Origin of the sequence: Streptomyces sp. HB132, from assembly GCF_016909575.1 — a bacterium.
In the GTDB taxonomy this organism is placed as follows: domain Bacteria; phylum Actinomycetota; class Actinomycetes; order Streptomycetales; family Streptomycetaceae; genus Streptomyces.
In genome coordinates this window covers 12,337-37,819 of the sequence record NZ_JAFBGA010000024.1, presented here as the reverse complement: position 1 = coordinate 37,819, position 25,483 = coordinate 12,337, and the positions used below count along the sequence as shown (strand labels likewise).

The window sequence follows — 25,483 nt, the reverse complement described above, 5'->3', positions numbered from 1 at the left end:
GTATCGCTCGGAACAGGGAGTAGCGGATGCCCGTCGAGTGGCAACCCGTACGGCAGTCCCGCACCCATGAGCTCGTGCTCCAGACCATCGAGGAGCGGGTCTTCGCCGGGGAGCTCAAGGCCGGCGACCGCCTGCCGCCCGAACGGGAGCTCGCGCCGGTGCTCGGCGTCAGCCGGTCCGCGCTGCGGGAGGCGCTCAGGGTGCTGGAGACCATCGGTGTCCTGGTCGCCCAGCCCGGCAGGGGGCCGGATTCCGGTGCGCGCATCGTGCGTAACCCCGACGACGCGCTCGGCCGTCTGCTGCGCCTGCACTTCGCGCTCGGCAGCTACGGCCTGCACGACGTGCTGGAGGCGCGTGTCGTGCTCGAGCGGTCTAGCTGGGAGGCCGCGGCCCGGCACGCCAAGGCCGAGGACCTCGACGCGGCGGGGGAGCTCGTCCGGCGGATGGGGGTGCCGGATGTGGGCGTGGCCGAGTTCAACGACCTCGACACCCGCTTCCACGTCCTGATCGCCGGAAGTTCGGGCAACGCCCTGACGTCCACGCTGACGTCCGCGGTACGCGAATCCGTCCGCCCGCTCATCCTGCGGGCCCTCGAAGAGGCCGACGACTGGCCGGCGACGGCGGGCGCGCTCAACGACCAGCACGCGCGGCTTCTGCGACTGGTGCGCGAGGGGCGGGGCGGCGAGGCGGCCGACCTGGTCGAGGAACACATCCGTGGTCTGCACGGAACGCTGGTCGACGGGAACGACACCCCGTAGGGGACGCCTGCCGCCGAACGGGAGCGGGGACGGTGCGCGCACGCACCGTCCCCGCTCCCGTTCGGCTTTCCCTCCCCCGTGCGCGGAGGCTTCCCGACTCGGACCGAGGCTAGTATGGTCGGACCATAAATACGAGGAGGCCCCATGCGTATCGGACTCTTCGCCACCTGCCTGGGAGACACACTCTTCCCGGAGGCGGTGAAATCCACCGCGGTGCTGCTCGCCCGCCTCGGCCACGACGTGGTCTTCCCGCCGGACCAGACCTGCTGCGGCCAGATGCACGTCAACACCGGCTACCAACGTGAACCCGTTCCGCTGGTACGCAACTTCGCCGAGCAGTTCGGGGACTCCTCGATCGACGCGGTCGTCATGCCGTCCGGATCGTGCGCCGGGTCGGTCCGCCACCAGCACGCGCTCGTCGCCGAGCGCTACGGCGACGCCGCGCTGCGCGCCGGGGTGGCCACCGTCCGGGCCAAGACGTACGAGCTCTCCGAGCTCCTCGTCGACGTCCTCGGTGTCACCCGGGTCGGCGCGTATTTCCCGCACCGTGTCACCTACCACCCCACCTGCCACTCCCTGCGCATGCTCCGGGTCGGTGACAAGCCGCTGGCGCTCCTGCGTGCAGTCGAGGACATCGACCTGGTCGAGCTCCCGGAGGCCGACTCCTGCTGCGGCTTCGGCGGTACCTTCGCCGTCAAGAACGCCGAGACCTCCACCGCGATGCTCCAGGACAAGATGCGCAACATCTCCGGGACGAAGGCCGACGTGTGCGCCGCCGGGGACTCCTCCTGCCTGATGCACATCGGAGGCGGGCTGTCCCGCATCAGGTCCGGTACGCGCACCCTGCATCTCGCCCAGATCCTCGGATCCACCCGCACCGCGCCGTACGCCCTGATGGAGGCCGCCCGATGAGCACGTTCCTCGGCATGCCCGCCGCCCCGCCCCGTTCCCCGTACGGAACGGGAAATCTGCGTGGCGACCGGAAGTTCCCCGAGGCGGCCCACGACGAACTCCGCAACGACCAGCTGCGCCGCAACCTCGGCAGGGCCACGCGCACCATCAGGGCCAAGCGCCTCGACGTCACCGGTGAACTCCCCGACTGGGAACGGCTGCGCGACGCCGGATCGGCCGTCAAGACCGACACCATGAACCGGCTGCCCGAACTGCTGGAACAACTGGAGCAGAAGGTCACCGAGCGCGGCGGTAGGGTCCACTGGGCGCGCGACGGCGTCGAGGCCAACGAGATCGTCACCCGGCTGATCAGGGCGACCGGCAGCAGCGACGTCATCAAGGTCAAGTCGATGGCCACCCAGGAGATCGGCCTCAACGAGCACCTCGAAGCAGCCGGCATCACCCCGCACGAGACCGACCTGGCCGAGCTCATCGTGCAGCTCGCCGACGACAAGCCCTCGCACATCCTGGTGCCCGCGATCCACCGCAACCGCGACGAGATCCGGCAGATCTTCCTCGACCGGATCCCGGGCGTCGACCCGGATCTCGACAACGTGCCCGCGCACCTCGCCGCAGCAGCCCGCGCCTACCTGCGCGAGAAGTTCATGACGACCAAGGTGGCGGTCTCCGGCGCCAACTTCGGCATCGCCGAGACCGGCACGCTCGCCGTGGTCGAGTCGGAGGGCAACGGCAGGATGTGCCTGACCCTGCCCGACACCCTCATCACCCTGATGGGCATCGAGAAGGTCCTGCCGCGTTACCAGGACCTGGAGGTCTTCCTCCAATTGCTGCCGCGCTCCTCGACCGGCGAGCGGATGAACCCGTACACGTCGATGTGGACCGGAGTGACCCCCGGCGACGGACCGCAGGACTTCCACCTCGTGCTCCTCGACAACGGCCGCACCGCCGCACTCGCCGACACCATCGGCCGCGAGGCGCTCAACTGCATCCGCTGCTCGGCCTGCCTCAACGTCTGCCCGGTGTACGAACGCGCCGGCGGCCACGCCTACGGATCGACGTATCCCGGCCCGATCGGCGCGGTCCTCACGCCACAGCTCGCCGGGATGCACGCGGCGAAGGACGACCCCAACGGCTCGCTGCCGTACGCCTCCAGCCTCTGCGGCGCGTGTTTCGACGCCTGCCCCGTGAAGATCGACATCCCGTCGATGCTCGTGGAGCTGCGGCACCAGCACACCGAACAGTCCGGCACCACGGCCGAGAAGCTCGCCATGAAGGCCGCGGCCGGAGTGATGGGCAGGCCGAAGCTGTTCACCGCGGCGCAGAAGGCGGCGTCCCTCGCAAGGGCCGTCGGGGGTCGCGACGGGACGATCTCACGCCTGCCCGCCCCGCTCAGCGGATGGAGCGACAGCCGCGACACCGCGGCCCCGCCCAAGCAGTCCTTCCGCTCCTGGCTGGCCTCGGCCGAAGGCGCGGAGGCGATGAGGGCAGCGGCCGGCGAAGGTGCCCGGCTCACGACCGAGACCCCCGAGGAGGAGCAGTGACCGCCACCCCCACCGCACGGGAGACGGTGCTCGGCAGGATCAGGGACGCCCTGGCCCTCGCACCCACCCCCGAGACCGCGGTCCCCCGCGCCTACCGCACCGGCCGCACCCTCCCGGACGGCGAACGCCTCGAGCTCCTGACCGGTCGGCTGACCGACTACAAGGCACAGGTCCACCCATGCACCGGGGACCGCACGGCCGAGGTGATCGCCGGGATCCTGCGTGAGTGCGGCGCCCGGAGGATCGGCGTCCCGGACGGGCTGGACGAACAATGGCTCATCGCCTACGACGGCGAGGTCCAGCGGGACTCGGCGGACATCCCCGCACCCAGCCTCGACGCGCTGGACGGCGTGGTGACGGCCTCCGCCGTCAGCTGCGCCGAGACCGGCACGATCTTCCTGGACGGATCGCCCGACCAGGGCAGGCGCGCACTGTCCCTCGTCCCCGACCTGCACGTCTGCGTCGTCGACCTGTCCTCGGTCGTGGCAGGTGTCCCGGAGGCGGTGGCCCGGCTGGTCCCGGAGAGGCCGACGACCCTGATCAGCGGTCCGTCCGCCACGTCCGACATCGAACTGGAGCGCGTGGAGGGCGTCCACGGCCCCCGCAACCTCGCGGTGGTGATCCGTACCGACGCCTGAGGTCTGCCTGTGATCCCTGGCGGGCACGACGCCTGAGGTGCCCGTGATCCCTGGCCGGCACGACTACAGCCACGGCACCCCGCCGCGTCGTCAGAGCGCCCGAATGCATCCGGGGTGCGTATGTCCCTCCGCATGCGACGCACCGCATCTGACGCCGCGCGCTGATCCAACGGGGATCACGGGACGGCCCTCAGGCTCCGGCCCCTGGTGCCCGCGCTTCTCGGGGGCACCAGGGGCCGGCCGTGCGTCAGGCGCCGAGATCGTAGAGGGCGAACTCCTCCCAGGAGCCGGTGATCTCGGTCGAACGCGCGCGCAGTGCGTACTGGAGCGATCCGGTGTAGCCGTTCTCCATGGCGACGAAGAGCCCGTTCAGCGTGGACTGGATCGCCCAGCGGTCGAGCTGCTCGTTGTAGTACAGGACGAACCGCTCCCAGCCGCCCGCGCTCGTGGAACGGGCGCGCAGCACGTTCTGTGCCGTGCCCGTGTAGTTCTTCTCGACCGCCACATAACGGTTGTTCGCCAGGGACTTCAGGGCGTACGTCGCCGAAGCCTCGTCCCACTCGAAGGCGAAGCCCTCCCAGGCGCCCCCGATCGTGGCGGAGCGGGCCCGCAGTGCACCGGTGTGGGGGGCGGCGTAGTTCACCTCGGTCGCGGTGAACTGTCCGTTGCGGGCCGACTGCAGGGCCAGGAGCTCGGGCTCCGCAGCCGTGGCGGAGACGCCGTCTCCAGCGGTGAACGGGGCCTTGCGGGCGCCCGCCTCCCCGGTGATGCGTGTCAGAGCGGTGCCGTCCACCGCCTCCCAGCCACTGGGCACTGCGGCCGGTCCGTCGGCCCGCGGTGCGGCTCTGGCCGCGGGCGAGGCCAGCGCGGAAGCCGCCAGAAGGGCGCTCAGGGACAGAACAACGGACATGATGCGTCGCACAGGTCATCCTCACTCGTCGTCAAAAGAATTCCGGGGCCTGCGAAAAGGATTCGGTGACGGTGCCCGGTCGCCTCGTCAGCAGATTCGTCGAATGAACAAAACGGCATCGATGCATATCGCTGATCGCCGACCGGCTCCCGCGCAGGGCGAGGCCGTCTCCGAATTCTTCACACCCCCCGAGAACCGCTGTCCACGCCCCTCCCCGGGCGTTTCGGCAGTCGCTGCGCCAGTCGGCGGAACGGCCTCAGCGTAACTGTGTGACGTGTGTTGCGGAAAGAAATTGAGGGGATAGTGCGAGGTAATCGTAAAGATCGCACTGCATTGCTGATTCCGCAGTTCTCCGTTCATGTGGGGGACGCTTTCCGTTTCCGCCGCCCGAGGTTCGCCCGGCCTCCGGCTGCCCGAGGCCCTTCCCTCGCGCCGGAGCAGTCGGCGGCACCGTCGGAAGGCCGCCGCCGACTGTCGTCGCATCCTGGTCAGGTCATCGGAGACCCGTGGGTGACCTCCAAGGGGGCGAAACCGATGCGGGTCGTCGAACCGTCGTCGGCCCAGGCGACCTCGATCGTGTCCCCGTCCACGTTCACCCCGCTCACCACCGTGGAGAGCGGTGCCGCGTCCCGCTCCGCCGTCAGCGACGCGAGGGCCACCAGCAGTTCAGTCCCCTCCACTTCGGCGCCGAGCCGTGGGAGCACCGCCCACCGGGTGAACGCCGTGCCCTGCGGGGCCCGTACGTCCTCCGGTTCCGCCCAGCCGTGCAGCCCGTGCAGCGTGGAACACACCGGGCCCCCGGGGTCCGTGGCCCAGCCCGTCTGCTCGGCCCGCGCACCGGCCGGCGCGCCGAGGACGCGGTGGGCCCGCAGTTCGTACCGGCCCCGGACGACGGTCACGCTCTCGACCCGCAGTCCCGGCCAGGTCGGCGGGCCGTCCGGGAAGACCGGGCAGTGCCAGGACGCGGCCCAGCCCCAGCCCTCGCCGTGGCCCGCACCCAGCGGCCGGATGCGGACACGGCTGCTGCGGGAGCCCCCGACCCGTAGCGAGAGGTGATTGTCCGCGGTGTTCGCGGACGCCGTGGGACCCGTGGCCGTCGAATACGCGAGGCGCGCGTAGAGCGGGTCCGACACGTCCGCCGTCTCGCCCTCGTGCGGACGGACATGGTCGCTGCCGTGGTTGTGCAGCCGCACGATGCCGTCCGCCCGCGTCGACTGCACCAGCAGCCCCGGCGACGGCAGCGACAGCACCTGGTCCGGGCCCTCGCTCGGGGCGGCCTCCTCCTCCGCCGTCCACAGAGGGTGCTCCGCCGGGGCGAGCAGCGCGACGAAGGCCTTGGACGCCCAGTACGGCGACGAGGGACCGGAGTACACCTGGAGCGTCGCGTCGTGCGGACCGTGCCAGCCGAGGCTCAGCAGACCGTCGTCCCCGGCCGAACCGTGCTCGAGGAAGTACCGCAGCGACCCGCTGACCAGCCGGCGGGACACGCCCGGCGCCAGGGGCGTGTGGCCGGACACCGCGCCCATCCCGACCGCCGCGCCCGCAGCGAAGCGATAGGTGAGGGAGCGTCCGAAGTGCATCGGGGCGCCGTCCGCACCGAACATCAGCGAGAAGCTCTCCAGATGCTCGCTCAACCGCGCGCCGTGGTGCGCGGACAGTTCCGCGTCGCCCGACAGGTACGCGTCCAGTACGGGATACAGGTGCAGCGCCCACCCGTTGTAGTGGTCGAAGGCGCGCCCGTCCCCGTCGGTGTACCAGCCGTCGCCGCGGTACCAGACCTCCAGCAGGTCGAGCGCCCGCTGCCTGGCCCGGGCCGTCTCCGCGTCGCCCCGGCCGACCGACTCCAGGAAGCCGGCGACGGAGAAGGGGAAGAGGTACCAGTTGTTGGGTGCGGGCGTGTGACGCAGGGCGCCGCGCAACCACTCCTCCGCCCGGTCCTGCGTGGCGGCGTCCAACCGGTCCCACAGCCAGGGGCGGGTCAGCCGCAGTCCGATCGCCACCGACGCCGACTCCACCATCGGCTGGCCGAACACGGTGTGGTCCAGGATCAGCGGCCAGGACTCGGCGTCGCCCCGCCCCGCCGTACGCGTACCGGCGGTGAGCCCGTCGGCGTACCGCTCCAGCCAGTTGTGCGGGTCCTTGCCCTCCGCGCCGGCGACCCGGAACGCGGCGGTGAGGAACGTACGGGCGTAGCCCTCCAAACCGTCGGACCTGACCCCGGACCTCGACGGGCGGCCCGGCAGGTCGAGGAGGGCCCGGCCCGGGGTGGCCCACTTCCAGGCGGCGTCCAGCAGACCGTCCGCCGCCGCTTCCCAGTGGGCCCGGGTGTAGCCGGTGTACGGGCTCGTCGCGCGGTCGTCGGAGGGGAGCGGAAAGGAGAGGGAGGTCATGCGAGGAATGCCAGCCTTTCGCGTCGTACGGGATGGGCGAAACCGTCGCCGGCGGCCCAGCGGGCGACCTCGCCGACCGCCAGATCGGCGAGCCGCCGCAGTTCGTTGCCCTGGGATCCAGCGAGGTGAGGGGTGATGAGCGCGTTGTCGCAGTCCCACAGCGGATGGCCCGACGGCAGCGGGTCGGGGTCGGTCACGTCGAGCACCGCCCTGATCCGTTCCGCCCGCAGCACGTCGGTCAGGGCGTCCTGGTCGACGACCGCACCCCGGGAGGTGTTGATGAGGACGGCGTCGGGCCGCATCGAGGCGAGGAGGTCGCGGCTGACCAGACCCGTGGTGGCGGGCAGCAGCGGTGTGTGGACACTGACCACGTCGCTCTCCGCGAAGAGCCCGGTCAGGGGGACCGGGCGTACACCGAGCACGGCGGCCTCCTCGTCCGAGACGTACGGATCGTGGAGCAGCACCCGCAGGTCGTAGGGGCGCAGCAGTTCGATGACCCGTCGGCCGATCAGGGAGGCCGACAGGATGCCCACCGTGCGGCGGTAGTTGCCCACGTCGGGCGGGGTGGCGAGCCAGGCGTCGCGCACGCGGGTGGCCCGGTGGTCGCGGGCCCGCTCCAGGACCCGCTTGCCGGACAGCAGGATCATCGCGAGGGTGTACTCCGCGACCGGCAGCGCGTTGGCCGCCGCGGCCGACGACACCTCGATGCCTCTGTCCCAGCACGCGTCGGTGACATGGCCGCGCACGGTGCCCGCCGTGTGCACGACGGCCCGCAGCGACGGCGCGGAGGCCAGGACGCCCGCGTGGACCGGTGGGCATCCCCAGCCGGTGATCAGGATTTCGGTGTCGGCGAGGACGGCACGGGCCGCCTCGGTCGCGAAGTCGTCGATCGCGGGCCCGGGGGCGAGGGCGCACACCTCGGCCAGCGCCGCCAGGGAGTCCGGGGAGAGGACCGCGGCTGCGGCATCCGCTCCCATGGCGAGCGCGGCGCGCGGCCGGCGGTGTGCGGGGGGAGTGCTGGGCATGGTTCTCCTGTGCGGTGGTCCGGGTGGGACAGCCCTCACTTGACGGCGCCCGCCGTCAGTCCGGACCGCCAGAAACGCTGGAGCAGGGCGAAGGCGAGGATCAGGGGCACCACCGCGAGCAGCGAGCCCATGATGACGACCGGGTAGTACTCGGGCGATACGGACGCGGAGCTGTTCCATGAGTACAGGCCGAGGCTGACCGGGTACAGGTCCTGGTCGGAGAGCATCACCATGGGCAGGAAGAAGTTGTTCCAGATGGCCGTGAGCTGGAAGAGGAAGATGGTCACCAGCCCAGGCCCCAGCATGCGGAGCGCCACCCGGAAGTAGGCGGCCAGTTCGCCCGCGCCGTCCATCCTCGCGGCCTCCAGCACCTCGTCGGGCACATAGCCCTGGCTGAAGATCCGGCCGAGGTAGACCCCGAACGGATTGAACAGGACGGGGATGAAGACGGCCCAGAAGGTGTTCACGAGTCCGGTGCCGGAAGCCATCAGGTAGAGCGGCAGGGCAAGCACCGTCTGCGGCACCATGACGGCTGCCAGCACCAGGCCGAACAGCTTCTCCTTGTGCGCGAAGCGGTACTTGTCGAAGGCGTAGCCGCACGCGATGCTGATCAGGGCGCCGAGTGCCGCGCCGAGCACCGCGTACAGCAGGCTGTTGCCGTACCAGCGGCCGTACAGCCCGCCGTCCATGGCGAACAGGTCCTTCATGTTCTGGACGAAGGAGAAGTCGGTCAGCGACAGGAAGTCGCTGCTGAACAGGGCGTCCCTGTCCTTGGCGGAGGCGAGCACCAGCCAGAGCACCGGCAGCAGGGTGTACAGCACCGAGACGAGGACCACGAGATTGACGACGGAGCGGCCCAGGAGCCGTGGCCGCAGGGGTGAGGCCGGGCGGGACAGGGGCGACGCGCTCATCGGGCGCCCTCCTCGGCAGCGTTGGCGCGGTTGGTCCAGCGGGTCACGCCGTAGGAGAGGGCGATCGTGCACAGGAGCAGGATGACCGAGGCGGCTGCCGCGAGACCGTAGTTGTTGCGGGTGAAGGCGGCGTCGTAGATGTACATGCTGGGCGAGAAACGCGAGTTGATCATCGGGGTCGACTGGCTCAGCAGCATCGGTTCGGTGAAGAGCTGGAGCGCGAAGATGAGGGTGAACATCGCGACCATCACGATCGAGGAGCGCACCAACGGGGCCTTGACCTGCAGGGCGGTGCGGACCGGGCCCGCGCCGTCGACGACCGACGCCTCGATCACCTCGCGGGGGACCGCTTGCAGGGCGGCGTAGAACACGACCATGTTGTAGCCGAGGTTGCTCCACAGGGCGATGTTCACGATGGACGGAAGGACCGTGTGCACCCCGAGGAAGTCGATGGTGATGTCGGCCCTGCCGAGCAGGTCGATGACCGGGCTGATACCCGGCGTGTAGAGGTACAGCCAGATCAGGGCCGCGATGATCCCCGGGACGGCGTGCGGCAGGAACAGCGCGAGCTGGACGGTGCCCCGCAGGCGGACCACGCCCGAGTCCAGCAGCAGCGCCAGCACGAGGGCGCCGATCACCATCAGCGGGATGTAGACCACGCAGTACAGGGCGACGACACCGAGACCGCCGAGGAAGGTCGGGTCGGCCAGTACGGCGGCGTAGTTGCGGAGCCCGGCGAAGACCGTCCGCTCGGGTCCGAAGCCGAGGCCGGGCTGGTCGTCGCTGAAGAAGCTCAGATAGACGGCGGTAGCGACCGGGATCAGGAAGACGGTCACCAGTAGGACGAAGAACGGCGTCATCAGGACGCCGCAGGCGCCGAGTTCACGCCGCCGGGCGGATCTGCGGGATCCGGGTGCCGGCGCGGCGGCGGCCGGACTCCTCGGTGACGGCCGGGCGGTGGCTTCCGCGGCTACGGACACGGGAGTGGTGCTGGTCATGGGTGTCACCTGCCTCTCTGCTGCTGGGAACGGGGTGCGGACCACCGCTCAGGTGGAGCGCCGGGTGGTGGAGAGACCGAGGGCCTTGAGGTCCGGCATGGTGCCGTCCTGGGCGGCCCGGACCGCTCCGAGGATCGAACCCTGGCCTCCGCTCGCCCGCGCCAGCCCGTCCTTCATGAGCTTGCCGGTCGCCGTCATCCGGGGGCCCCAGGTCCAGCCCGGCCGGATCTTGCGGGCCTCCTGCTCGAAGAGGGTGTAGATGTCCTGGCCGCCGTAGTAGGCGCGGTCGAAGGCCCGGCGCCCCACGTCGACGAGCCCGGGCGCGGCGGGATACTGACTGCTCGCGCCGCTGGAGAGCCGGGCACGCAGCGCGTCCGCGTGCGATACCTGCCACTCGATGAACTCCATCGCGGCCTCCGGATGCGCACTGTCCTTGGTGATCGCGAAGGTCGAGCCGCCGTGCGTCCCCACGCCCGGGTCGGCCGGATCCCACTGGGGGAGCGGTGCGAGAGCCCACCGGCCCTTCTGGCCCGGACGGGCCTTCATCTGCGCTCCGGCGTCCCACGCGCCGCTGAGCCTGCTGAGCACCAGGCCGTTTCCGATCTGGACATCGCTCTGCCGGCTCTCCACCGCGTTCATGAAGACCAGGTCCTGGTCGGTCAGACGCTGCCAGAAGGCGGACACGCGCCGGGTGGGCGCGTCGGCGAGCGAGACGTTCCAGGCGCCGCCCGACGTGTCGAACCACTGGGCCCCCGCCTGCCACGCGAACGCGGCGAGATGCGTGTCACCGTCCGTCGGGAAGAGCGCCATCCGACGGTCACCGCCCCTGCGGCGTACGGACCTCGCCGCGTCCTCGAAGTCCTCCCAGGTGCGCGGGGCGGTCAGGCCGTACCGCTCGAAGAGGTCGGTGCGGTAGTGCAGCACCATGGGTTCTATGTCGAGCGGGACGCTGAACACCCGCTTCTCGAAGGTGGTCAGGCCCAGCGCCTGCGGCAGCAGCTTGGCGCGCAGCCCTTCACCGACCAGGTCCGTGATGTCACGGCAGACCCCGTCGATGGCGAAGCCCGGGACCTGCGGGTACTCGATGGTGGCGACGTCCGGGGCGTTTCCGGCCCGGGCCGCGTTGCTGAGCTTGGCGTAACCGCCCTGGGCCCCCGAAGGGACCTGCTGGTAGTCGACCTGAACGCTGTCGTGGCTGCGGTTGAACGCGTCCACGACCTCCTGACTGCCCCGCAGGGCGGACCAGAAGGTGATCCGCGTCTTCCTGCCGGTCCTGCTGCTCACGTTTGTTCCGGTACTGCTCGTACCGCCCGATCGTGTGTCTCCGCCACCACCTCCGCAGGCGCTGAGCGCGCCTGTCAGAGGCAGTGCGGCGATCGTGGCGAGCACGGATCGACGGCTCTGTCGACCAGGCATGTGCGCCTCCCGCGGCTCCTGATTCGAGACACGGGGAATACTGATCGGCTGATCGATAGGGGTCAATAGATCGATCAAAAGAAGCTTGAAGTGTTCAAACGATCAGATTGTGGAGTGGGGCAACTCCTGAGTCGATCCACGCACTTCGAGGCGGGGGAGCAGCTCCGTCCGGCGCACCGGACCGGTCGCACCCGCCGGGTCCGCCAGCCGGTGAAGGAGAAGCTCGGCTGCCGCCCGGCCGATCTCGGCCCGCGGTGGCGCCACCGCGGTGAGGGCGGTGCTGCCCAGCGCCGCGACGACATCGTCGTACGCCACCACCGAGCAGTCCCGCGGCACCCGGATCCCGCTCTCCGCCAGCCGCTGCACCAGCATCAGGGCGTCCTCGTCGCCGTGCAGGACGGCACCGGTCACGCCGCGCTCCCGCAGCAGGGCGGTGAGATCCGGGACCGGCTCCCGGGTGCCCGGCTCCCCGGGGCCCGCGTTCGGGGAGCTGAGCACCACCGACCAGTCCTCCACCTCGGGCCGGGAGGCGGCGATCTCGGTGAACGCCGCCCGTATGGAGCGTGCGGTCGGGCTGTCGTTTCGCGCGGCCAGTACGAGCCGGCGGTGACCGAGTGAGATCAGGTGGTCCACGGCCAGGTGCATCCCGTACCAGTGGTCGGAGCAGACCGAGTCCAGGGCGTGCAGCGCGCTGCCGGGCCGGGGTCGCCGTTCCATCAGGACGGTGGGGACCCCCATCCCGGCGAGCCAGCCGTAGTCCGCCTCCTCGCCGGCGGCGCTGCGCCACCGGGGGGCGATCAGCAGGCCGCGCACGCCCGCGGCAAGAGCCCGTTCCACCTGCGGCCGTTCGGCCCCGGCCGCCTGCGGGGCGATGTACAGGGTGATCCGGGTCCCTGCCTCCTCAAGGGCCGTCCTGGCGCCGTGCAGGGTTTCGTAGAGATACGAATGCCGCTCCGGGACGACGAGGGCCACCGCGGCTCCGGCCGTCTCCGGTTCACGACTCCGGGCGGCAGGCACCCCCGCCGTCCGTCCTGCCTCCCCCATCGGGCGGACCACACCGTGGCCACGCCGCAGCATGCCCGTCCTGGCCAGCTCCTCCACGTCCCGCCGGAGCGTGACCGGCGAGACGTCCAGTTCGTCCGCGAGCGAACTCACCTTGACCGCGCCGCGCGCGTGCACCACCGCGAGAATGCGCTTCCGCCTCAGCTCAACCGGCTCCCGCATGCTGGCCCCCTTGCCTAACGCTGTGCGATGTTCGTTTGAACGTTTTCGTGAGCGATCGCAGCATAGCGAGGGACCCGCGTTCCGTGCGCTCAAAGGGTGGGCGATCACCCGCCGACAAGAAGTTGCGTCTACCATCTGATCCGGCATGGACACCATCACACTCTGGCAACTGGCCGCGCTCGCGGCGGCATCCACCCTCGTCGGGTTCTCGAAGACGGCCGTCAGCGGTGCCAACACCATCAGCCTCGCGGTCTTCGCGGCCGTCCTCCCGGCCCGCGAATCGACCGGGGTGCTGCTCCCGATCCTGATCGCGGGCGACGTCCTCGCCGTCCTCGTCTACCGCCGTCACGCCCACTGGCCGACCCTGCTGAGGCTCTTCCCCGCCGTCGCCGTGGGCGTGGTGGCGGGCACGGTCTTCATGGTGTGGGCCGACGACGCCGCCGTACGCACCTCGATCGGCGCCATCCTGCTGTTCATGGCGGGCGTCACCATCCTGCGCCGTCGCGCCCGGCCCGAGCCGGAGGCGGAACACGAGGACGAGGACGGTCCTGTGCGCGGCGGGCGCCTCAAGGCGCGCTCGTACGGAGTGCTCGGCGGATTCACCACCATGGTCGCCAACGCCGGCGGCCCCGTGATGTCGCTCTATCTACTTTCGGCGGGTTTCCGGAAGCTGGGCTTCCTCGGGACGTCCGCGTGGTTCTTCCTGATCGTCAACACCTCGAAGGTGCCCTTCAGCGTGGGACTCGGCCTCATCGACGCGCAGTCGCTGCTGCTGGACGCGGCCCTCGTGCTCTTCGTCATCCCGGGTGCGTACCTCGGCCGCGTCTGCGTCGGCCGGATCAACCAGAAGCTCTTCGACCGGATCGTGATCGGAGCAACCGTCCTGGGCGGCCTCCAGCTGCTGCTGCGCTGAAGACCGCCCGGGGAGGGGCTGTCAGACGATGCCCTCGGCGATCTCCGCCTGCTCACGCGCGTTGCCGTACGCGGCCGGAGTGCTGTACGAACGGCGCGCGACGAACCACCACACCGTGGCCAGGACCAGCACGGCGACCAGGGCGATCGACGCGTAGTTCATCGAGTCGATGGTCACCGGCGAGGACTGCGGGAGCAGGAACAGCACACTCACGACGGCGACCCACGCCACGGCGATCCAGCCGATCGGCTTCGACCAGCGGCCGAGGTGCCAGGGACCGCGCTCGAACCGGTCCCCGGCCCGCAGCTTCAGGTAGATCGGGATGGCGTACGCGGGCGTGATTCCGATGACGTTGATCGCCGTGACGGCCCCGTACGCGGTCGCGGAGTACAGCGACGGAACCGCCAGCAGCGCGGCGACGGCGACCGAGAGCCACACGGCGGGCACCGGGGTCTGGGTGCGCGCGCTCACCTTGCGCCACAGCGCGGAGCCCGGCAGCGCGTTGTCACGGCTGAAGGCGAACACCATCCGGCTGGCGGCGGCGACCTCGGCGTTGCCGCAGAACAGCTGCGCGGCGATCACGATCAGCAGCATGGCGGTGGCGCCCGCCGTGCCCAGCGCGTCGATCAGGATCTGGGCCGGGGGAACCCCGGTCGCGCTGTTCTGGGTGCCCGCGTAGTCCTGGATGGCGAAGGTCAGTCCGGCCAGCAGGACGAAACCGGCGATCCACGAGACCCAGATCGCCCGGACGATGCCCTTGGCCGCCGTCACCGACGCGTTGGACGTCTCCTCCGACAGATGGGCGGAGGCGTCGTAACCGCAGAAGGTGTACTGCGCCAGGAGCAGACCGATCGCCGCCACGTAGATCGGGTTCTCCCAGCCGGTTCCGTTGACGAACTCGGTGAAGACGAACGACGGCGACTGGTGGTTGGAGGGCACGATGGCCAGCACCGTCACGATCACGGCCACACCGCCCAGGTGCCACCAGACACTGATCGAGTTGAGCACACTGACCAGGCGCACGCCGAAGAGGTTCAGCACCGCGTGCAGCAGGAGGATGCAGAGGAAGATCAGCATCGTGGAACCGGGGGTGGGATCGAAGCCCCACTGCAGATTCAGCAGGGCGCCCGTGAACAGCGCAGCCCCGTAGTCGATGCCGGCGATCGCGCCCAGCAGACCGAGCAGGTTCAGCCACCCGGTGTACCAGCCCCATTTGCGGCCACCGAGCCGGTCCGCCATGTAGTAGAGGGCCCCCGACGTCGGGTACGCGCTGGTGACCTCGGCCAGGGCCATGCCCACGCAGAGCACGAACAGGCCGACACCGGCCCAGCCCCAGAGCATCACGGCCGGGCCACCGGTCGACATGCCGAAGCCGTACAGCGTCATGCAGCCGGAGAGGATCGAGATGACGGAGAAGCTGATCGCGAAGTTGCCGAAGCCGCCCATGCGACGGGCCAGCACCGGCTGATACCCGAGCTCGCGCAGCCGCTGCTCTTCGTCCTTCTGCGGTGTGGGCTCCGTGCTCGACGGGGTCGAGGCGGATATGGACATGGGAGATGACCTCCGGGTGGGGGGACGTGGAAGGGAAGGTCCTGAGGCGGTGACGGCAGGTCAGGAACAGGCGGTTCGCCGTAGAGGCCGGCCGGTCAGCCGTGCGGGGGTTCTCTCCCGGGCACGGGCTCGGCGGTCAGACAGCGGGTCCGGGCCCGGAGGAACACGTCCTCGGCACCGGCCGGATCCTGCGGTGTACGTGTGCGGTGGGCCCAGGGCACCGACGTGTAGTACGGACCCATCGCCCGGAACACCGGCGCGGCGTCGGAGAACCGGAGAGAACCCCACAACGCGTGGGCGAGATGGTTGAGATCGAGCAGGGACCGGGCGGCCGGTTCGGCGGCCGCGAACCAGATGTCCAGGGCGCGCCGGGCGTCCCGCTCACCGTCCTCGGTGACCCAGTGCAGGTCCAGCGCCCGCTCGTGGCCGTGCTCACGGCGGTAGCGCTCCACCCGGACATAGAGCGGCAACACATGGAGCGAGGACCCCTCAGGAGCCGAAGAGGCCGCCCACTGGACGAAGTTGACCGCCTCGGAGAGTGTGCCACCCGCCTGCCTCGCGTAGACGAACTGCAGCATCCGGTGATAGGCCTCGCGATTGAACGGATCGCGTTTGTCCGCCTCCGCCAGCAGCCCCCACGGCCCGGGGAACAACATCGGGCCAGGAGGCAGCAGCCGGTGCTCTTCGAGACGCTGCCCCTCGTCGAGCTGGGACAGTGCGAGCAGGCAGACCCAGGGCACCGGATCCGCGGGCGAGGCGTGCGCGGCGGAGCGGCACCCCTCCCACGCCTCATGCCAAAGCTCCTGCGCCCTGGAACGCCCCTCCCGGTGGGCGCGGACGGCCCGCTCCACGGCCACCCGTGCGAGCATCACCGTCGCCGCGACGCTCTTCGGCTCCTCGGTGAGCCAGGTGTGCACCGTGTCCGAGCCCGCAGCCACAGCCGCGAGGATCTGGGTCCGCTGGGTCCACAGGGCCCAGTCCGGTGTGCTCTCCAGCAGATTCCGCATGGCGAGCCAGCGGCCGGTACGCACATCCTGTAATGCCACCCGCAACGCGTGGTCGTGGCCCGCGGGGTGGTAGACCGGCCGGAAATCACCGGCAGCCATGCGTGCGCCCCGCCCCTGAACGCGCGGTGGGGGAAGGGCGGGAGGCCGGGCACGGCGGCACGGCGCAGATTCTTCTCGTCATGAATCCTCATGGAACGTGGGGGGTTGGGCTGTTCAGTGATGAACTACCAGTGGTCATCGTCCGGTTGTCCACCCGGCGGAGAGTTTAGGGCCCGGAAGGCCGACGTTCCGGTGACTCCGCGGATCTTACTCAAGTAGTCCACGCATACAGGACGTTGATCTCTCGACAGGGCTCCGCGCAGGAGGTTCTGGAGAGGGTTGACGCAAGGCGTGGTCTGCACGACTGTGGGCGGAGGGACCAGATGATCACGATTCCGCCCGGGTCCGGGCGGTCCGCACGGCAGGAGCGTCGCTTGACAGAGCCGGTACTCGCCATCGACCAGGGGACGTCCGGGACCAAGGCACTGGTGATCTGTCCCGAACGCGGGGTGATCGGTTCCGGTTCAGCGCCCGTGCGCCCGCGATACGGTGCCGGCGGTCTCGTGGAGGCCGATCCCGCCGAACTGATCGGGTCGGTGCTCGACGCCGGCCGGCAGGCGGTGGCGGAGGCGGCCGAACCCGTTGCGGCCGTGGGACTGGCCAACCAGGGCGAGACGGTGCTGGCCTGGGACCCCGCGACCGGCCGGCCGCTCACCGACGCCGTCGTCTGGCAGGACCGGCGCGCGGAGGGGATCTGCGGCGAGCTCGCCGCACACGGGGACGAGCTGAAGCGGCTCACCGGGCTCCCGCTCGATCCGTACTTCGCCGCCCCCAAGATGGCGTGGATCCGCCGTGAACTGACACGGAGCGGTGTCGTGACGACCAGCGACTCCTGGCTGGTCCACCAGCTGACGGGAGCCTTCGTCACCGACGCCGCCACCGCGGGGCGCACCCAGCTCCTAGGCCTCCGTGACGTCGACTGGTCGCCCGCCGCCCTGGAGATCTTCGGTCTGTCCGACGAACGGCTGCCCGATGTCGTCGACTGCGCCGGACCGGTCGGCACCACCACCGCGTTCGGCGGAGAAGTACCCCTGACCGGCCTCCTCGTCGACCAGCAGGCCGCACTGCTGGCACAGAACGCCCTGGAACCCGGCCAGGCCAAATGCACCTACGGCACCGGGGCGTTCCTCCTCGCCCAGACCGGACGTCGACCGAGCACCGGCTCCAGCGGCCTCGTCAGCTGCGTCGCCTGGCGCCTCGGCGGGCGGACGGACTACTGCGTCGACGGCCAGGTCTACACGGCGGCTTCGGCCGTGCGCTGGCTCACCGACCTCGGGGTGATCTCCGGCGCCGAGGACCTCGATCCGGTGGGCGCGTCGGTCCCGAGCACCGGCGGAGTCACCTTCGTCCCGGCGCTCGCCGGCCTCGCCGCACCCTGGTGGCGCAGCGACCTGCGCGGATCCCTGACCGGCCTCGGCCTCGACACCACCGCCGGACACCTGGTCAGGGCCCTCTGCGAGGGCATCGCCGCGCAGGTCGTCGCGCTGGCCGAGGCCGCCGCGTCCGACCTCGGCTCCCCGCTGACCGCGCTGCGCGTCGACGGCGGCCTGACCCGCTCCACGCTGCTCATGCAGACCCAGGCGGACCTGCTGCAACGCCCGGTCGAGGTCTCGGCGCTGCCCGACGTGACCGCGCTCGGCGCCGGAGCGGTGGCGCGCCTCGGGCTCGACCCCCGGCTGCGGCCGAGCAGCGCGACACCCGAGTGGCGGCCCTCCGCGGTGTACGAACCACGCATCGGCCCCGAGGAGGCGGCGGAGCGCCTCGCCGGATTCCGGGTCGCTGTGGACGGCCTCCGGGAGCGCGCGTGACCGTCCCCCTCACCACGGCCGGCCCTCTGCCCTCGAGGGAGGACGGGGACGACACGTATGACGTCACCGTGATCGGCGCGGGCGTCGTGGGCGCGGCCATCGCCCGCGAACTGGCCCGTCACCCGCTGCGCACCGCCCTGATCGACGCCGCCGACGACATCGGCAACGGCACCTCGAAGGCCAACACCGCGATCCTGCACACGGGCTTCGACGCCGTCCCGGGATCGCTGGAAGCCCGCCTCGTCCGCGAAGGACGGGACCTCCTCGCCGCCTACGCCACGGACACCGGCATCCCCGTCGAGCGGGTCGGCGCCCTCCTCGTGGCCTGGGACGAGGACCAGCTCGCCGCGCTGCCCCGGCTGCGGGACAAGGCCGAACGGAACGGCTACGACGCGTCCCGCGTCATCGGAGCCGACGAGCTGCGGGCCCGCGAACCACATCTCGGACCCGGAGCGCTCGGCGCTCTCGACGTTCCCGACGAAAGCATCATCTGTCCTTGGACCACACCGCTCGCCTTCGCCACCCAGGCGGTCCGGGCAGGCGTCCACCTGCACCTGAGCTGCCGGGTGGTGGACGTCGGCAGCGACGCCGAAGGCCATACGCTCACCACCTCGCGCGGACCGCTGCGCACCCGCTACCTGGTCAACGCCGCCGGGCTGCACGCCGACGAGATCGACCGGCTCCTCGGCCACGAGGTGTTCACCGTGACCCCGCGCCGCGGGCAGCTCATCGTCTACGACAAGCTCGCCCGCGACCTCGTCGGCCACATCCTCCTGCCGGTCCCGGGCCCGGCGGGCAAGGGCGTCCTGATCGCACCGACCGTGTTCGGCAACGTCCTCCTGGGACCCACGGCCGAGGAGCTCGACGACAAGACCGACACCGGATCCACCGCCGACGGCCTGCACCTCCTCCGCGAGAAGGGCCGCCGGATCCTGCCCGGGCTTGTCGACGAGGAGGTCACCGCCGTCTACGCCGGCCTGCGCGCCGCCACCGGGCAGGAGGACTACCGCATCCAGGAGTACCCCGCTCTGCGCTACGTCGCCGTCGGCGGCATCCGCTCCACCGGCCTCACCGCGTCCATGGCGATCGGCCGCCACGTCATGGAACTCCTCGCGGCGACAGGGCTGGACCACGGCGAGCCCCACGCACTCCCGCCCCTGACGATGCCCGGCCTCGGCGAGGCGTTCCCCCGCCCCTACCGGAACGCCCGCATGATCGCCGAGGATCCGGCGTACGGCACGCTCGTCTGCCACTGCGAACAGGTCACTCTCGGCGAGATCCGGGACGCGCTGGCCTCGACGATCCCCCCGCACTCACTGGACGGTCTGCGGCGCCGCACGCGCGCCCGTGGCGGCCGGTGCCAGGGTTTCCACTGCGGCGCCGCCGTCCGCGCCCTGTTCGAGGAGGCGCGGCCATGACCCGCATCGCACGTGAGGTCGACGTCCTGATCGTCGGCGCGGGACCCGCAGGTCTCGCGGCCGGAGCCGAACTCGCCGCCGCGGGCGCGGGACGGGTGGAGATCCTGGAACGCGAGCAGCAGGCCGGCGGGATCCCCCGCCACTGCCACCACGGCGGATTCGGCGGACGTCTGGACCGCTCGGCGTACGCCTTGGCATCGGCGACGGCATCCGCGTACGCACAGCGAGGGAGGACCGGGCCCGACTACGCCCGGCGGTGCGTGACCACTGCCCTGGACGCGGGCGCGGCCCTGCGCACCGGGGTCACCGTCACCGGCTGGGCGGGACCCCGCACCGTCGAGACCACCGGACCGGCCGGACTCGAACAGATCACCGCCCGCGCCGTCGTCCTCGCCACAGGCGCCCGTGAACGGCCCCGCAGCGCACGGTTGATCCCCGGCACCCGGCCGCCCGGTGTCTACACCACCGGCGAGCTCCAGCAGGCCGTCCATCTGTACGGCCAGCCGATCGGGACCAGGGCGGTCGTCGTCGGTGACGAGCCCGTCGGTCACGCGGCCGCCGACACCCTGCGCGCGGCCGGGGTCGACGTCGTCGCCATGGTCACCGACCGCCCGTCCGCGCCGGTCCGGCTGCGGAGCCGGCGCGTCCCGCTCCTCACCGGTGCGACCGTCACGGGATTCACTGGCAGGACCCGGCTGTCCGGAGTGGCGCTGCGCCACGACGACGGCCGCACCACCACACTGCGCTGCGACACAGTCGTCCTGACCGGCGACTTCGTCCCCGACCACGAACTGGCCAGGCGCGGTGGGCTCGTTCTCGACCCGGGCACCCGAGGTCCCGCCTACGACACCTCGTTCCGGACCTCGCGGCCCGGTGTCTTCGCCGCCGGGAACCTGCTGCACGCCGTCGAACGCGCGGGTTTCGCCGCGGGGGAGGGCCGGGCCGTGGCGGTGCCCGTACTGCACCGCCTGGCAGGAACCGATGACCCCGCGGGAGGCGGTCGCCCGCTGGTCGTCGAAGCACCGCTGCGGTGGATCGCCCCCAACGTGACGGGGCCGGGCGGGGTGCGGCCCCAGGGGGGCCGGTTCGTGCTGCGCACCGTGCGGCGGCTGCCCCGGCCGCTGCTCGTCGTCTCACAGGACGGGCGTGAACTCCACCGGGAGCGGCATCTGTCGACAGCGGTCCCGGGCAGGCCGTTCCATCTGGCGGGTGACTGGGTCGACCGGGTCGACCCCGACGGCTCGTCCGTACGGATCACCGTGCGGTGAAGGGAGGGGTGGGGACCGCTCAGGGAATCAGCAGCCAGTCCGCGCCGACGGCGGCCACCAGTCCGACGCCCAGCAGCCAACTGCCGAGCCGAGTCCTGCCGTTCCTGCTCAGCTCGATCACCACACCGCAGAGGATGAGTGCGAGCCCGTAGACCCCGACGACCAGCACCGAGGAACGGCTCGCGATCCGTAGGGCCAGGACGACGGCCATCGCCGCCATGCCTGCCGAGGAAAGAACGATCCGCAACCGCCGCGCCTGGCGTGGCGTCAGTCGCCGGTCCTCCGCGGCGGGTTCGGATATCCCCGCGGGGCTCTCGCCCGCCTCGAGGTCCTGCTGGTCCCGCTGCTTGTCCTGCTGCTGGTCCTGGGCCTGGTCAGAAGTGCTCATGACGCCGGATCGTAATGGCTGCGGCCCGTGATGTTCGCGTGACCGGGGGATCACCCGGGTGATCAGGGGGCTCGATCAGGCGATCGACGCCGACACGATGGCCGAGACGGCCAGGTTGCAGGCCGCCGTCACCCACACCGCCGGGTGCGGCTCGCGCTCCACCAGCGTGGCCCCCAGCTTGCCGGGCGTGACCAGGTCCACGACGAGGAAGGCCACGGCCATCATGATCAGGCCTAGCAGCCCGAACGCGGCGGTCGAGGCCAGCCCCTTGCCGAAGTCCTCGTACGTCGTCCAGATCGACGTGAACACGATGCCGCCGATGCCCACCAGGGCCGAGCTCAGGAGCAGCGCCGCGTTGCGGTTGCGCTCCTCCCATATCTGGCGGCCGAGCTTGCCCGGTGTCAGGGCGTCGATCAGAAATATGCCGAGAACGAGCAGTACGACGCCGAGGGCCCCGTACGCGGTGGCACGGCCGAGGCCGTTGATGATGTCGGTCATCGGGGCGTCCGTCTCCTGAGCAAGTGGTCGAAGAATGGAACACGAACGTGGCGGGTGTGATCGACACGTCGTCAAGAAGGAGCAAAACCTATCGCACTCATGTGCTCACTCCCCGGCCCGGCCCCCCTGCCGCAAGCGGGGTGCCTCCGCGGCCGCGTCCACCGCCGCAGCGCCCCGCTCGTCCCCGCCGTCGTGTCGTCCGCCGCCGGTGTCCTCCTCCGCGTCCCCGGGACCCGTGGACTCCACGCGACCCGCCAGCTCCCGCGCCCAGCGGACCAGTCGGTCCACACCGATCCCGTGCGGATCCGACGTCCTGAAACCCTCGACGGCGGCGGCGCCCCGCCTCAACAGCCGTGCTCCGCCCGTCGTGTTGCCCCGGGCGGCGTGCGTCAGCCCCACCGACATCTGCGCGAGGCCCCGCCACAGCTCGCGCTCCGTGTCCGGACCGGACTTCCAGGCGTCCTCGAACACCTCGTGGGCATGGAACGGCATGCCCGCGTCCAGCAGCCGCTGGGCCTCGCGCACCGTCTCCTCGGCGGAGCGGACGACTCCCTCCGGCTGTCGTTCCACCCCAGGTGTTCCGTACGGCAGGGGGCGCCCCAGCCCGTCCCGGGGGCGCGCATTGCGCGCCCGCCCTTCCTCGTCGCGGTCCCTGCGAGATTCGTCCACCCCTCGATTGTGCCTCGCACCTGCGAAGAACCGTGGGAACCCTGTCCCTGGGCACCCGCGCGCGACTAGGCTCGGTGCCCTCCGCAACCACCCTGGGAAGGGGAGGCATGAAGCCGTCCCGGCCGTTGTACGAGCGCGAACCGGAACTCGCCGCCGCCGCGAAGGCGTTGGACGCCCTCTGCGGCGGGCAAGCAGCCGGCGGGCTGCTGGTCTTCAGCGGCGAAGCCGGCATCGGCAAGACCGCGCTGCTCGGGGAGATCAAGGCCATGGCCGCCGACCGCTGCACCATCTGGTCCGCACGCGGCGGCGAGACGGTCACCTCGGTGCCCTTCCACGTCGTACGCCAACTTCTCCAGCCCGCGCTCGACCGGTTCCCCGCAGACGAGATCCGTGCCCTGTTCGGCGACTGGTTCGAGATCGCCGCGCCCGCTCTGGGCCTCGCCGATCCCAGTGGCCCGCAACCCGACCCGCAGGGTGTCAGGGACGGCCTCGACCACGTCGTGTCCCAACTCGCCTCCCGCCTCAGCCACCGACCGCCGCTCCTCATAGTGGACGACGCGCACTGGGCGGACGGTGAATCCCTGGCCTGGCTCGCAGGCTTCACCGCGAGGCTGTCCGAACTGCCCGTGCTGGTCCTCCAGGCCCACCGCCCCCAGGAGCTGGCCGACCGTGACGCCGACTGGGCCATCGCCCGCGCCCCCCGGAACACCGGCACCGAGGGCCACCCGGCCCTGACCCGGGTGGCGTTGCGCGCGCTCACCCCCGACGCCACTGCCGACCTGGTGCGCGCCGGGCTGGGCGACCACGCGGACGATCCCTTCTGCCGCGAGGTCTGGGCCGTCACCGGAGGCAACCCGTACGAAGCGGTCGAACTCGTCGCCAAGGCACAGGACCGCGAACTGGCACCGGTCGAGGAGTCCGCCGGGTTCCTGCGCGAACTCGGGGCATCGGCCCGGGGCAGCGGGCTCGTCGCCCGCCTCGAACGCCTCGGCACCAACGCCAACCGCTTCGCCTGGGCGGCGGCCGTGCTCGGCACCGAGATCTCCCAGGAACTCGCCGCCACCCTGGCCGGCATGAGCTCGGCCGAGGCCGCGGACTGTACTTCGCGGCTGCGGGACGCCCGTATCGTCAGCGGCTTCGATCCGCTGGAGTTCGTCCACCCGCTCATCGCCAGCGCCGTCTACCGCTCCATCCCCCCGGCGACCCGCACCGCCATGCACGGACGCGCCGCCTGGGCGATCACCCAAGCCGGACTCGGCGCCGCGGCGGCATCCCGTCATCTGCTCGAAGTCCACCCGGACGACGACCAGGAACTGGTCGCGCAGCTCCGCGAAGCAGCCCGGCAGCACCTCGCGGTCGGCGCCCCGGAGGCAGCCCGACGCTGCCTCGAACGCGCCCTGGACGAGCCGCCGCGCCCCGGCGACCGGGCGGCGCTGCTGTACGAACTCGGCTGCGCCACGCTGCTCTCCTCGCCGGCCACCACGGTGCAGCACCTCCGTGCCGCGCTCGACACGCCGGGGCTAGACGAGACGCTCCGGATCGACGCCACCTTCCGGCTGGCCTCCGCCCTGTCCCACAACAACCAGCTCAAGGACGCGGCGCTCTCGCTGGCGGCCGAGGCGTCCCGGACCGCACCCGGACCCGGCCTCATGCGGCTCCAGGCCGCGCACTTCCTGTGGGAGGGAATGCAGGCCGCCGAGGACGACGGCCCCGGGCGGTCGGCCCGCCTGGCGCGCAACGCGGACCACCTCAAGGGCCGCGACAACGCCGAGCGCGCCCTGCTCACCCTGCGGGCCTTCGACGCCATGCTCCGTGGCGAGAACGCCCAACTCGTCGTGGACTTCTGCGAACGCGCACTCGTCGACGGGCGGCCCGCTCGCGGGCTCGGCTGGACGGACTCCGAATGGGGCTTCGAACTACCCGCGATGGTGGGCATCACCTACGCGTTCACCGACCAGCTCGACCGGGCCGACGCACTCTTCGGTGAGGCCGTGCGCGCCTTCGAGATCTCCGGCTGGAGCGGCGCGCACCTCGCGTTCGCGCACACCCTCCTGGGTCTCGTGCACCGCCGTCGCGGCCGTCTGGCGGAGGCCGAGGTCTTCCTCCGCGATGGGCTGCGCCTCGCCGACCGGGCCGGCAGTGGACTGCCCGTCCACTGGGACGCCACCTGTCTCCTCGTCGACACCCTGCTCGCGCGCGGCCGGACGGCGGAGGCCCGGCTGGTCGCCGACCGGTACGACTTCGGCCCGCCGTACCCCAGCGCGATGGTCCTGCCGGACGCCCCGTGCGTACGCGGACGACTGCTGCTGGCCGAAGGGCGCACGGAGGAGGCCGTGGCCGAGCTGGAGGCCGCGGGAGCGGCGCTGGAGCCGCGAGGCCGCTTCAACGGGGTCTGGGCTCCCTGGGCCGGGGATCTCGCCCGCGCCCTGGCCGACACGGACCCGGTCCGGGCCGCCCAGCTGGCGACGCGGGCGCGCGTCCACGCGGAACGCTTCGGCACGGACACCGCGATCGGCGAGGCCCTGCGGTGCCTGGCCCTCTTCGTGCCCACGGAGGAGGCCACGCACCTGCTGTCCGAGTCCGTGCGCCACCTCGAGACGTCCTCGTCCGCCTACGAGCACGCCCTGGCCCGTTTCGAGTACGGCATCGCGATCCGGTCCGAGCGGGAGCTCGCCCGGGCCCAGAAGCTCGCCACCGCCTGCGGCGCGGAAGGACTCGCGACCCGCGCCCAGCAGGTACGCGCGTCGATCCGGTCCTCCGAGTGAGGTAATGTTTGTCCTGCGCAGCCGCCCGGGAGCACCGGGAGGAAACGCATCGGGACGTAGCGCAGCTTGGTAGCGCACTTGACTGGGGGTCAAGGGGTCGCAGGTTCAAATCCTGTCGTCCCGACTCGTGAGAGTCGCAGGTCAGGGCCGGTTTCGGAGAAATCCGAAACCGGCCCTTGACCATTTTCCGGGACCCGGCCATCGGCTCCTCGGCCGCGAGGGGCTGCGGCGGGAGCACACGCCACACGCCAGCCCGGGGGGCACCCGGCACCCCTGGGCGGTCATCGTGGCCGGCGGAGACCTCGGCGGTCACGTCCGGTGGCGCCGATGCTCGCGGCAGCGCGGGACTGCGAGGGGAAGTGCGAGAACGCGGCCA

Annotated in this window: 21 protein-coding genes and 1 tRNA gene; 10 read left to right on the top strand and 12 right to left on the bottom strand. The window is 71.3% G+C overall.

Going from position 1 to position 25,483, the window contains the following annotated elements; genetic code table 11:
• Positions 1-26 precede the first annotated feature (26 nt).
• The 4 genes from JOC24_RS31510 to JOC24_RS31495 all read left to right on the top strand — a co-directional run bounded on the left by JOC24_RS31510 (position 27) and on the right by JOC24_RS31495 (position 3,849).
• The gene (locus JOC24_RS31510; RefSeq protein ID WP_205023862.1) at positions 27-758 is read left to right on the top strand and encodes a FadR/GntR family transcriptional regulator; all 732 of its coding nucleotides are present in this window, start codon (positions 27-29) and stop codon (positions 756-758) included.
• A 144-nt stretch (positions 759-902) separates the two neighbouring features.
• Complete coding sequence (locus JOC24_RS31505) at positions 903-1,670, top strand: (Fe-S)-binding protein (RefSeq protein WP_205023861.1); 768 nt, start codon at positions 903-905, stop codon at positions 1,668-1,670.
• Positions 1,667-3,211: a lactate utilization protein B gene (locus tag JOC24_RS31500; RefSeq protein ID WP_205023860.1), complete on the top strand. Its 1,545-nt coding sequence runs from the start codon at positions 1,667-1,669 to the stop codon at positions 3,209-3,211. The genes JOC24_RS31505 and JOC24_RS31500 overlap by 4 nt, the downstream gene beginning before the upstream one ends.
• Entirely contained in the window at positions 3,208-3,849 is a 642-nt protein-coding gene (locus JOC24_RS31495; protein ID WP_205023859.1) for a LutC/YkgG family protein, read from the top strand. The genes JOC24_RS31500 and JOC24_RS31495 overlap by 4 nt, the downstream gene beginning before the upstream one ends.
• 247 nt (positions 3,850-4,096) lie before the next feature.
• On the opposite strand, the gene JOC24_RS31490 is transcribed toward JOC24_RS31495, so the two are convergent.
• The 7 genes from JOC24_RS31490 to JOC24_RS31460 all read right to left on the bottom strand — a co-directional run bounded on the left by JOC24_RS31490 (position 4,097) and on the right by JOC24_RS31460 (position 12,723).
• Positions 4,097-4,762 (bottom strand): fascin domain-containing protein, encoded by a 666-nt coding sequence (locus JOC24_RS31490; RefSeq protein ID WP_205023890.1) that lies wholly within the window; start codon positions 4,760-4,762, stop codon positions 4,097-4,099.
• Positions 4,763-5,247: 485 nt separating this feature from the next.
• Positions 5,248-7,149, bottom strand: coding sequence for a DUF2264 domain-containing protein (locus JOC24_RS31485; RefSeq protein WP_205023858.1), 1,902 nt, complete (start codon positions 7,147-7,149; stop codon positions 5,248-5,250).
• Positions 7,146-8,174: a hydroxyacid dehydrogenase gene (locus JOC24_RS31480; RefSeq protein ID WP_205023857.1), complete on the bottom strand. Its 1,029-nt coding sequence runs from the start codon at positions 8,172-8,174 to the stop codon at positions 7,146-7,148. The genes JOC24_RS31485 and JOC24_RS31480 overlap by 4 nt, the downstream gene beginning before the upstream one ends.
• Before the next feature lie 35 nt (positions 8,175-8,209).
• Positions 8,210-9,085: a carbohydrate ABC transporter permease gene (locus JOC24_RS31475; protein WP_205023856.1), complete on the bottom strand. Its 876-nt coding sequence runs from the start codon at positions 9,083-9,085 to the stop codon at positions 8,210-8,212.
• A complete protein-coding gene (locus JOC24_RS31470) occupies positions 9,082-10,083 on the bottom strand; it encodes a carbohydrate ABC transporter permease (protein WP_205023855.1) in 1,002 nt (333 codons plus the stop codon). Before JOC24_RS31470 ends, JOC24_RS31475 begins: the two co-directional genes overlap by 4 nt.
• Before the next feature lie 48 nt (positions 10,084-10,131).
• Positions 10,132-11,499, bottom strand: coding sequence for an ABC transporter substrate-binding protein (locus JOC24_RS31465; protein WP_205023854.1), 1,368 nt, complete (start codon positions 11,497-11,499; stop codon positions 10,132-10,134).
• A 102-nt stretch (positions 11,500-11,601) separates the two neighbouring features.
• Positions 11,602-12,723, bottom strand: a complete 1,122-nt coding sequence (locus JOC24_RS31460; RefSeq protein WP_205023853.1) for a substrate-binding domain-containing protein — start codon at positions 12,721-12,723, stop codon at positions 11,602-11,604.
• 145 nt (positions 12,724-12,868) lie between these two features.
• Here JOC24_RS31460 and JOC24_RS31455 point away from each other — a divergent pair, with 145 nt between their 5' ends.
• Positions 12,869-13,636, top strand: a complete 768-nt coding sequence (locus JOC24_RS31455) for a sulfite exporter TauE/SafE family protein (RefSeq protein ID WP_205023852.1) — start codon at positions 12,869-12,871, stop codon at positions 13,634-13,636.
• A gap of 21 nt (positions 13,637-13,657) precedes the next feature.
• On the opposite strand, the gene JOC24_RS31450 is transcribed toward JOC24_RS31455, so the two are convergent.
• Together JOC24_RS31450 and JOC24_RS31445 are read right to left on the bottom strand one after the other, a co-directional pair.
• A complete protein-coding gene (locus JOC24_RS31450) occupies positions 13,658-15,187 on the bottom strand; it encodes an amino acid permease (RefSeq protein WP_205023851.1) in 1,530 nt (509 codons plus the stop codon).
• 95 nt (positions 15,188-15,282) lie between these two features.
• Positions 15,283-16,293 (bottom strand): hypothetical protein, encoded by a 1,011-nt coding sequence (locus tag JOC24_RS31445; RefSeq protein ID WP_205023850.1) that lies wholly within the window; start codon positions 16,291-16,293, stop codon positions 15,283-15,285.
• 374 nt (positions 16,294-16,667) lie between these two features.
• On the opposite strand from JOC24_RS31445, the gene JOC24_RS31440 reads away from it, so the two are divergent.
• The 3 genes from JOC24_RS31440 to JOC24_RS31430 are packed head-to-tail and all read left to right on the top strand — an operon-like array spanning position 16,668 to position 20,787.
• Positions 16,668-18,101 (top strand): FGGY family carbohydrate kinase, encoded by a 1,434-nt coding sequence (locus JOC24_RS31440; RefSeq protein ID WP_205023849.1) that lies wholly within the window; start codon positions 16,668-16,670, stop codon positions 18,099-18,101.
• On the top strand, positions 18,098-19,519 hold the full coding sequence (locus JOC24_RS31435; RefSeq protein ID WP_205023848.1) for an FAD-dependent oxidoreductase: 1,422 nt from the start codon (positions 18,098-18,100) through the stop codon (positions 19,517-19,519). The genes JOC24_RS31440 and JOC24_RS31435 overlap by 4 nt, the downstream gene beginning before the upstream one ends.
• The gene (locus tag JOC24_RS31430; RefSeq protein ID WP_205023847.1) at positions 19,516-20,787 is read left to right on the top strand and encodes an NAD(P)/FAD-dependent oxidoreductase; all 1,272 of its coding nucleotides are present in this window, start codon (positions 19,516-19,518) and stop codon (positions 20,785-20,787) included. Before JOC24_RS31435 ends, JOC24_RS31430 begins: the two co-directional genes overlap by 4 nt.
• A 19-nt stretch (positions 20,788-20,806) precedes the next feature.
• Here JOC24_RS31430 and JOC24_RS31425 read toward each other — a convergent pair whose 3' ends face one another.
• The 3 genes from JOC24_RS31425 to JOC24_RS31415 all read right to left on the bottom strand — a co-directional run bounded on the left by JOC24_RS31425 (position 20,807) and on the right by JOC24_RS31415 (position 22,342).
• Positions 20,807-21,175, bottom strand: coding sequence for a hypothetical protein (locus tag JOC24_RS31425; RefSeq protein WP_205023846.1), 369 nt, complete (start codon positions 21,173-21,175; stop codon positions 20,807-20,809).
• A 75-nt stretch (positions 21,176-21,250) separates the two neighbouring features.
• Positions 21,251-21,673 carry a DUF350 domain-containing protein gene (locus JOC24_RS31420; protein WP_205023845.1) on the bottom strand — a complete coding sequence of 141 codons (423 nt, stop codon included), beginning with the start codon at positions 21,671-21,673 and terminating at the stop codon, positions 21,251-21,253.
• 105 nt (positions 21,674-21,778) lie between these two features.
• Positions 21,779-22,342 carry a DUF309 domain-containing protein gene (locus JOC24_RS31415; protein WP_205023844.1) on the bottom strand — a complete coding sequence of 188 codons (564 nt, stop codon included), beginning with the start codon at positions 22,340-22,342 and terminating at the stop codon, positions 21,779-21,781.
• Positions 22,343-22,449: 107 nt separating this feature from the next.
• On the opposite strand from JOC24_RS31415, the gene JOC24_RS31410 reads away from it, so the two are divergent.
• Together JOC24_RS31410 and JOC24_RS31405 are read left to right on the top strand one after the other, a co-directional pair.
• On the top strand, positions 22,450-25,107 hold the full coding sequence (locus JOC24_RS31410) for an ATP-binding protein (protein WP_205023843.1): 2,658 nt from the start codon (positions 22,450-22,452) through the stop codon (positions 25,105-25,107).
• A gap of 50 nt (positions 25,108-25,157) precedes the next feature.
• A tRNA-Pro gene (locus JOC24_RS31405) sits at positions 25,158-25,231 on the top strand.
• Positions 25,232-25,483 lie beyond the last annotated feature (252 nt).

What these genes read in the sequence shown, in the direction of transcription:
- JOC24_RS31475 (WP_205023856.1), bottom strand. Translation starts at nt 9,085, where the DNA reads ATGAGCGCGTCGCCCCTGTCCCGCCCGGCCTCACCCCTGCGGCCACGG.
- JOC24_RS31480 (WP_205023857.1), bottom strand. Translation starts at nt 8,174, where the DNA reads ATGCCCAGCACTCCCCCCGCACACCGCCGGCCGCGCGCCGCGCTCGCC.
- JOC24_RS31450 (WP_205023851.1), bottom strand. Translation starts at nt 15,187, where the DNA reads ATGTCCATATCCGCCTCGACCCCGTCGAGCACGGAGCCCACACCGCAG.
- JOC24_RS31455 (WP_205023852.1), top strand. Translation starts at nt 12,869, where the DNA reads ATGGACACCATCACACTCTGGCAACTGGCCGCGCTCGCGGCGGCATCC.
- JOC24_RS31465 (WP_205023854.1), bottom strand. Translation starts at nt 11,499, where the DNA reads ATGCCTGGTCGACAGAGCCGTCGATCCGTGCTCGCCACGATCGCCGCA.
- JOC24_RS31420 (WP_205023845.1), bottom strand. Translation starts at nt 21,673, where the DNA reads ATGACCGACATCATCAACGGCCTCGGCCGTGCCACCGCGTACGGGGCC.
- JOC24_RS31500 (WP_205023860.1), top strand. Translation starts at nt 1,667, where the DNA reads ATGAGCACGTTCCTCGGCATGCCCGCCGCCCCGCCCCGTTCCCCGTAC.
- JOC24_RS31470 (WP_205023855.1), bottom strand. Translation starts at nt 10,083, where the DNA reads ATGACCAGCACCACTCCCGTGTCCGTAGCCGCGGAAGCCACCGCCCGG.
- JOC24_RS31410 (WP_205023843.1), top strand. Translation starts at nt 22,450, where the DNA reads ATGAAGCCGTCCCGGCCGTTGTACGAGCGCGAACCGGAACTCGCCGCC.
- JOC24_RS31425 (WP_205023846.1), bottom strand. Translation starts at nt 21,175, where the DNA reads ATGAGCACTTCTGACCAGGCCCAGGACCAGCAGCAGGACAAGCAGCGG.
- JOC24_RS31485 (WP_205023858.1), bottom strand. Translation starts at nt 7,149, where the DNA reads ATGACCTCCCTCTCCTTTCCGCTCCCCTCCGACGACCGCGCGACGAGC.
- JOC24_RS31445 (WP_205023850.1), bottom strand. Translation starts at nt 16,293, where the DNA reads ATGGCTGCCGGTGATTTCCGGCCGGTCTACCACCCCGCGGGCCACGAC.
- JOC24_RS31430 (WP_205023847.1), top strand. Translation starts at nt 19,516, where the DNA reads ATGACCCGCATCGCACGTGAGGTCGACGTCCTGATCGTCGGCGCGGGA.
- JOC24_RS31460 (WP_205023853.1), bottom strand. Translation starts at nt 12,723, where the DNA reads ATGCGGGAGCCGGTTGAGCTGAGGCGGAAGCGCATTCTCGCGGTGGTG.
- JOC24_RS31505 (WP_205023861.1), top strand. Translation starts at nt 903, where the DNA reads ATGCGTATCGGACTCTTCGCCACCTGCCTGGGAGACACACTCTTCCCG.
- JOC24_RS31510 (WP_205023862.1), top strand. Translation starts at nt 27, where the DNA reads ATGCCCGTCGAGTGGCAACCCGTACGGCAGTCCCGCACCCATGAGCTC.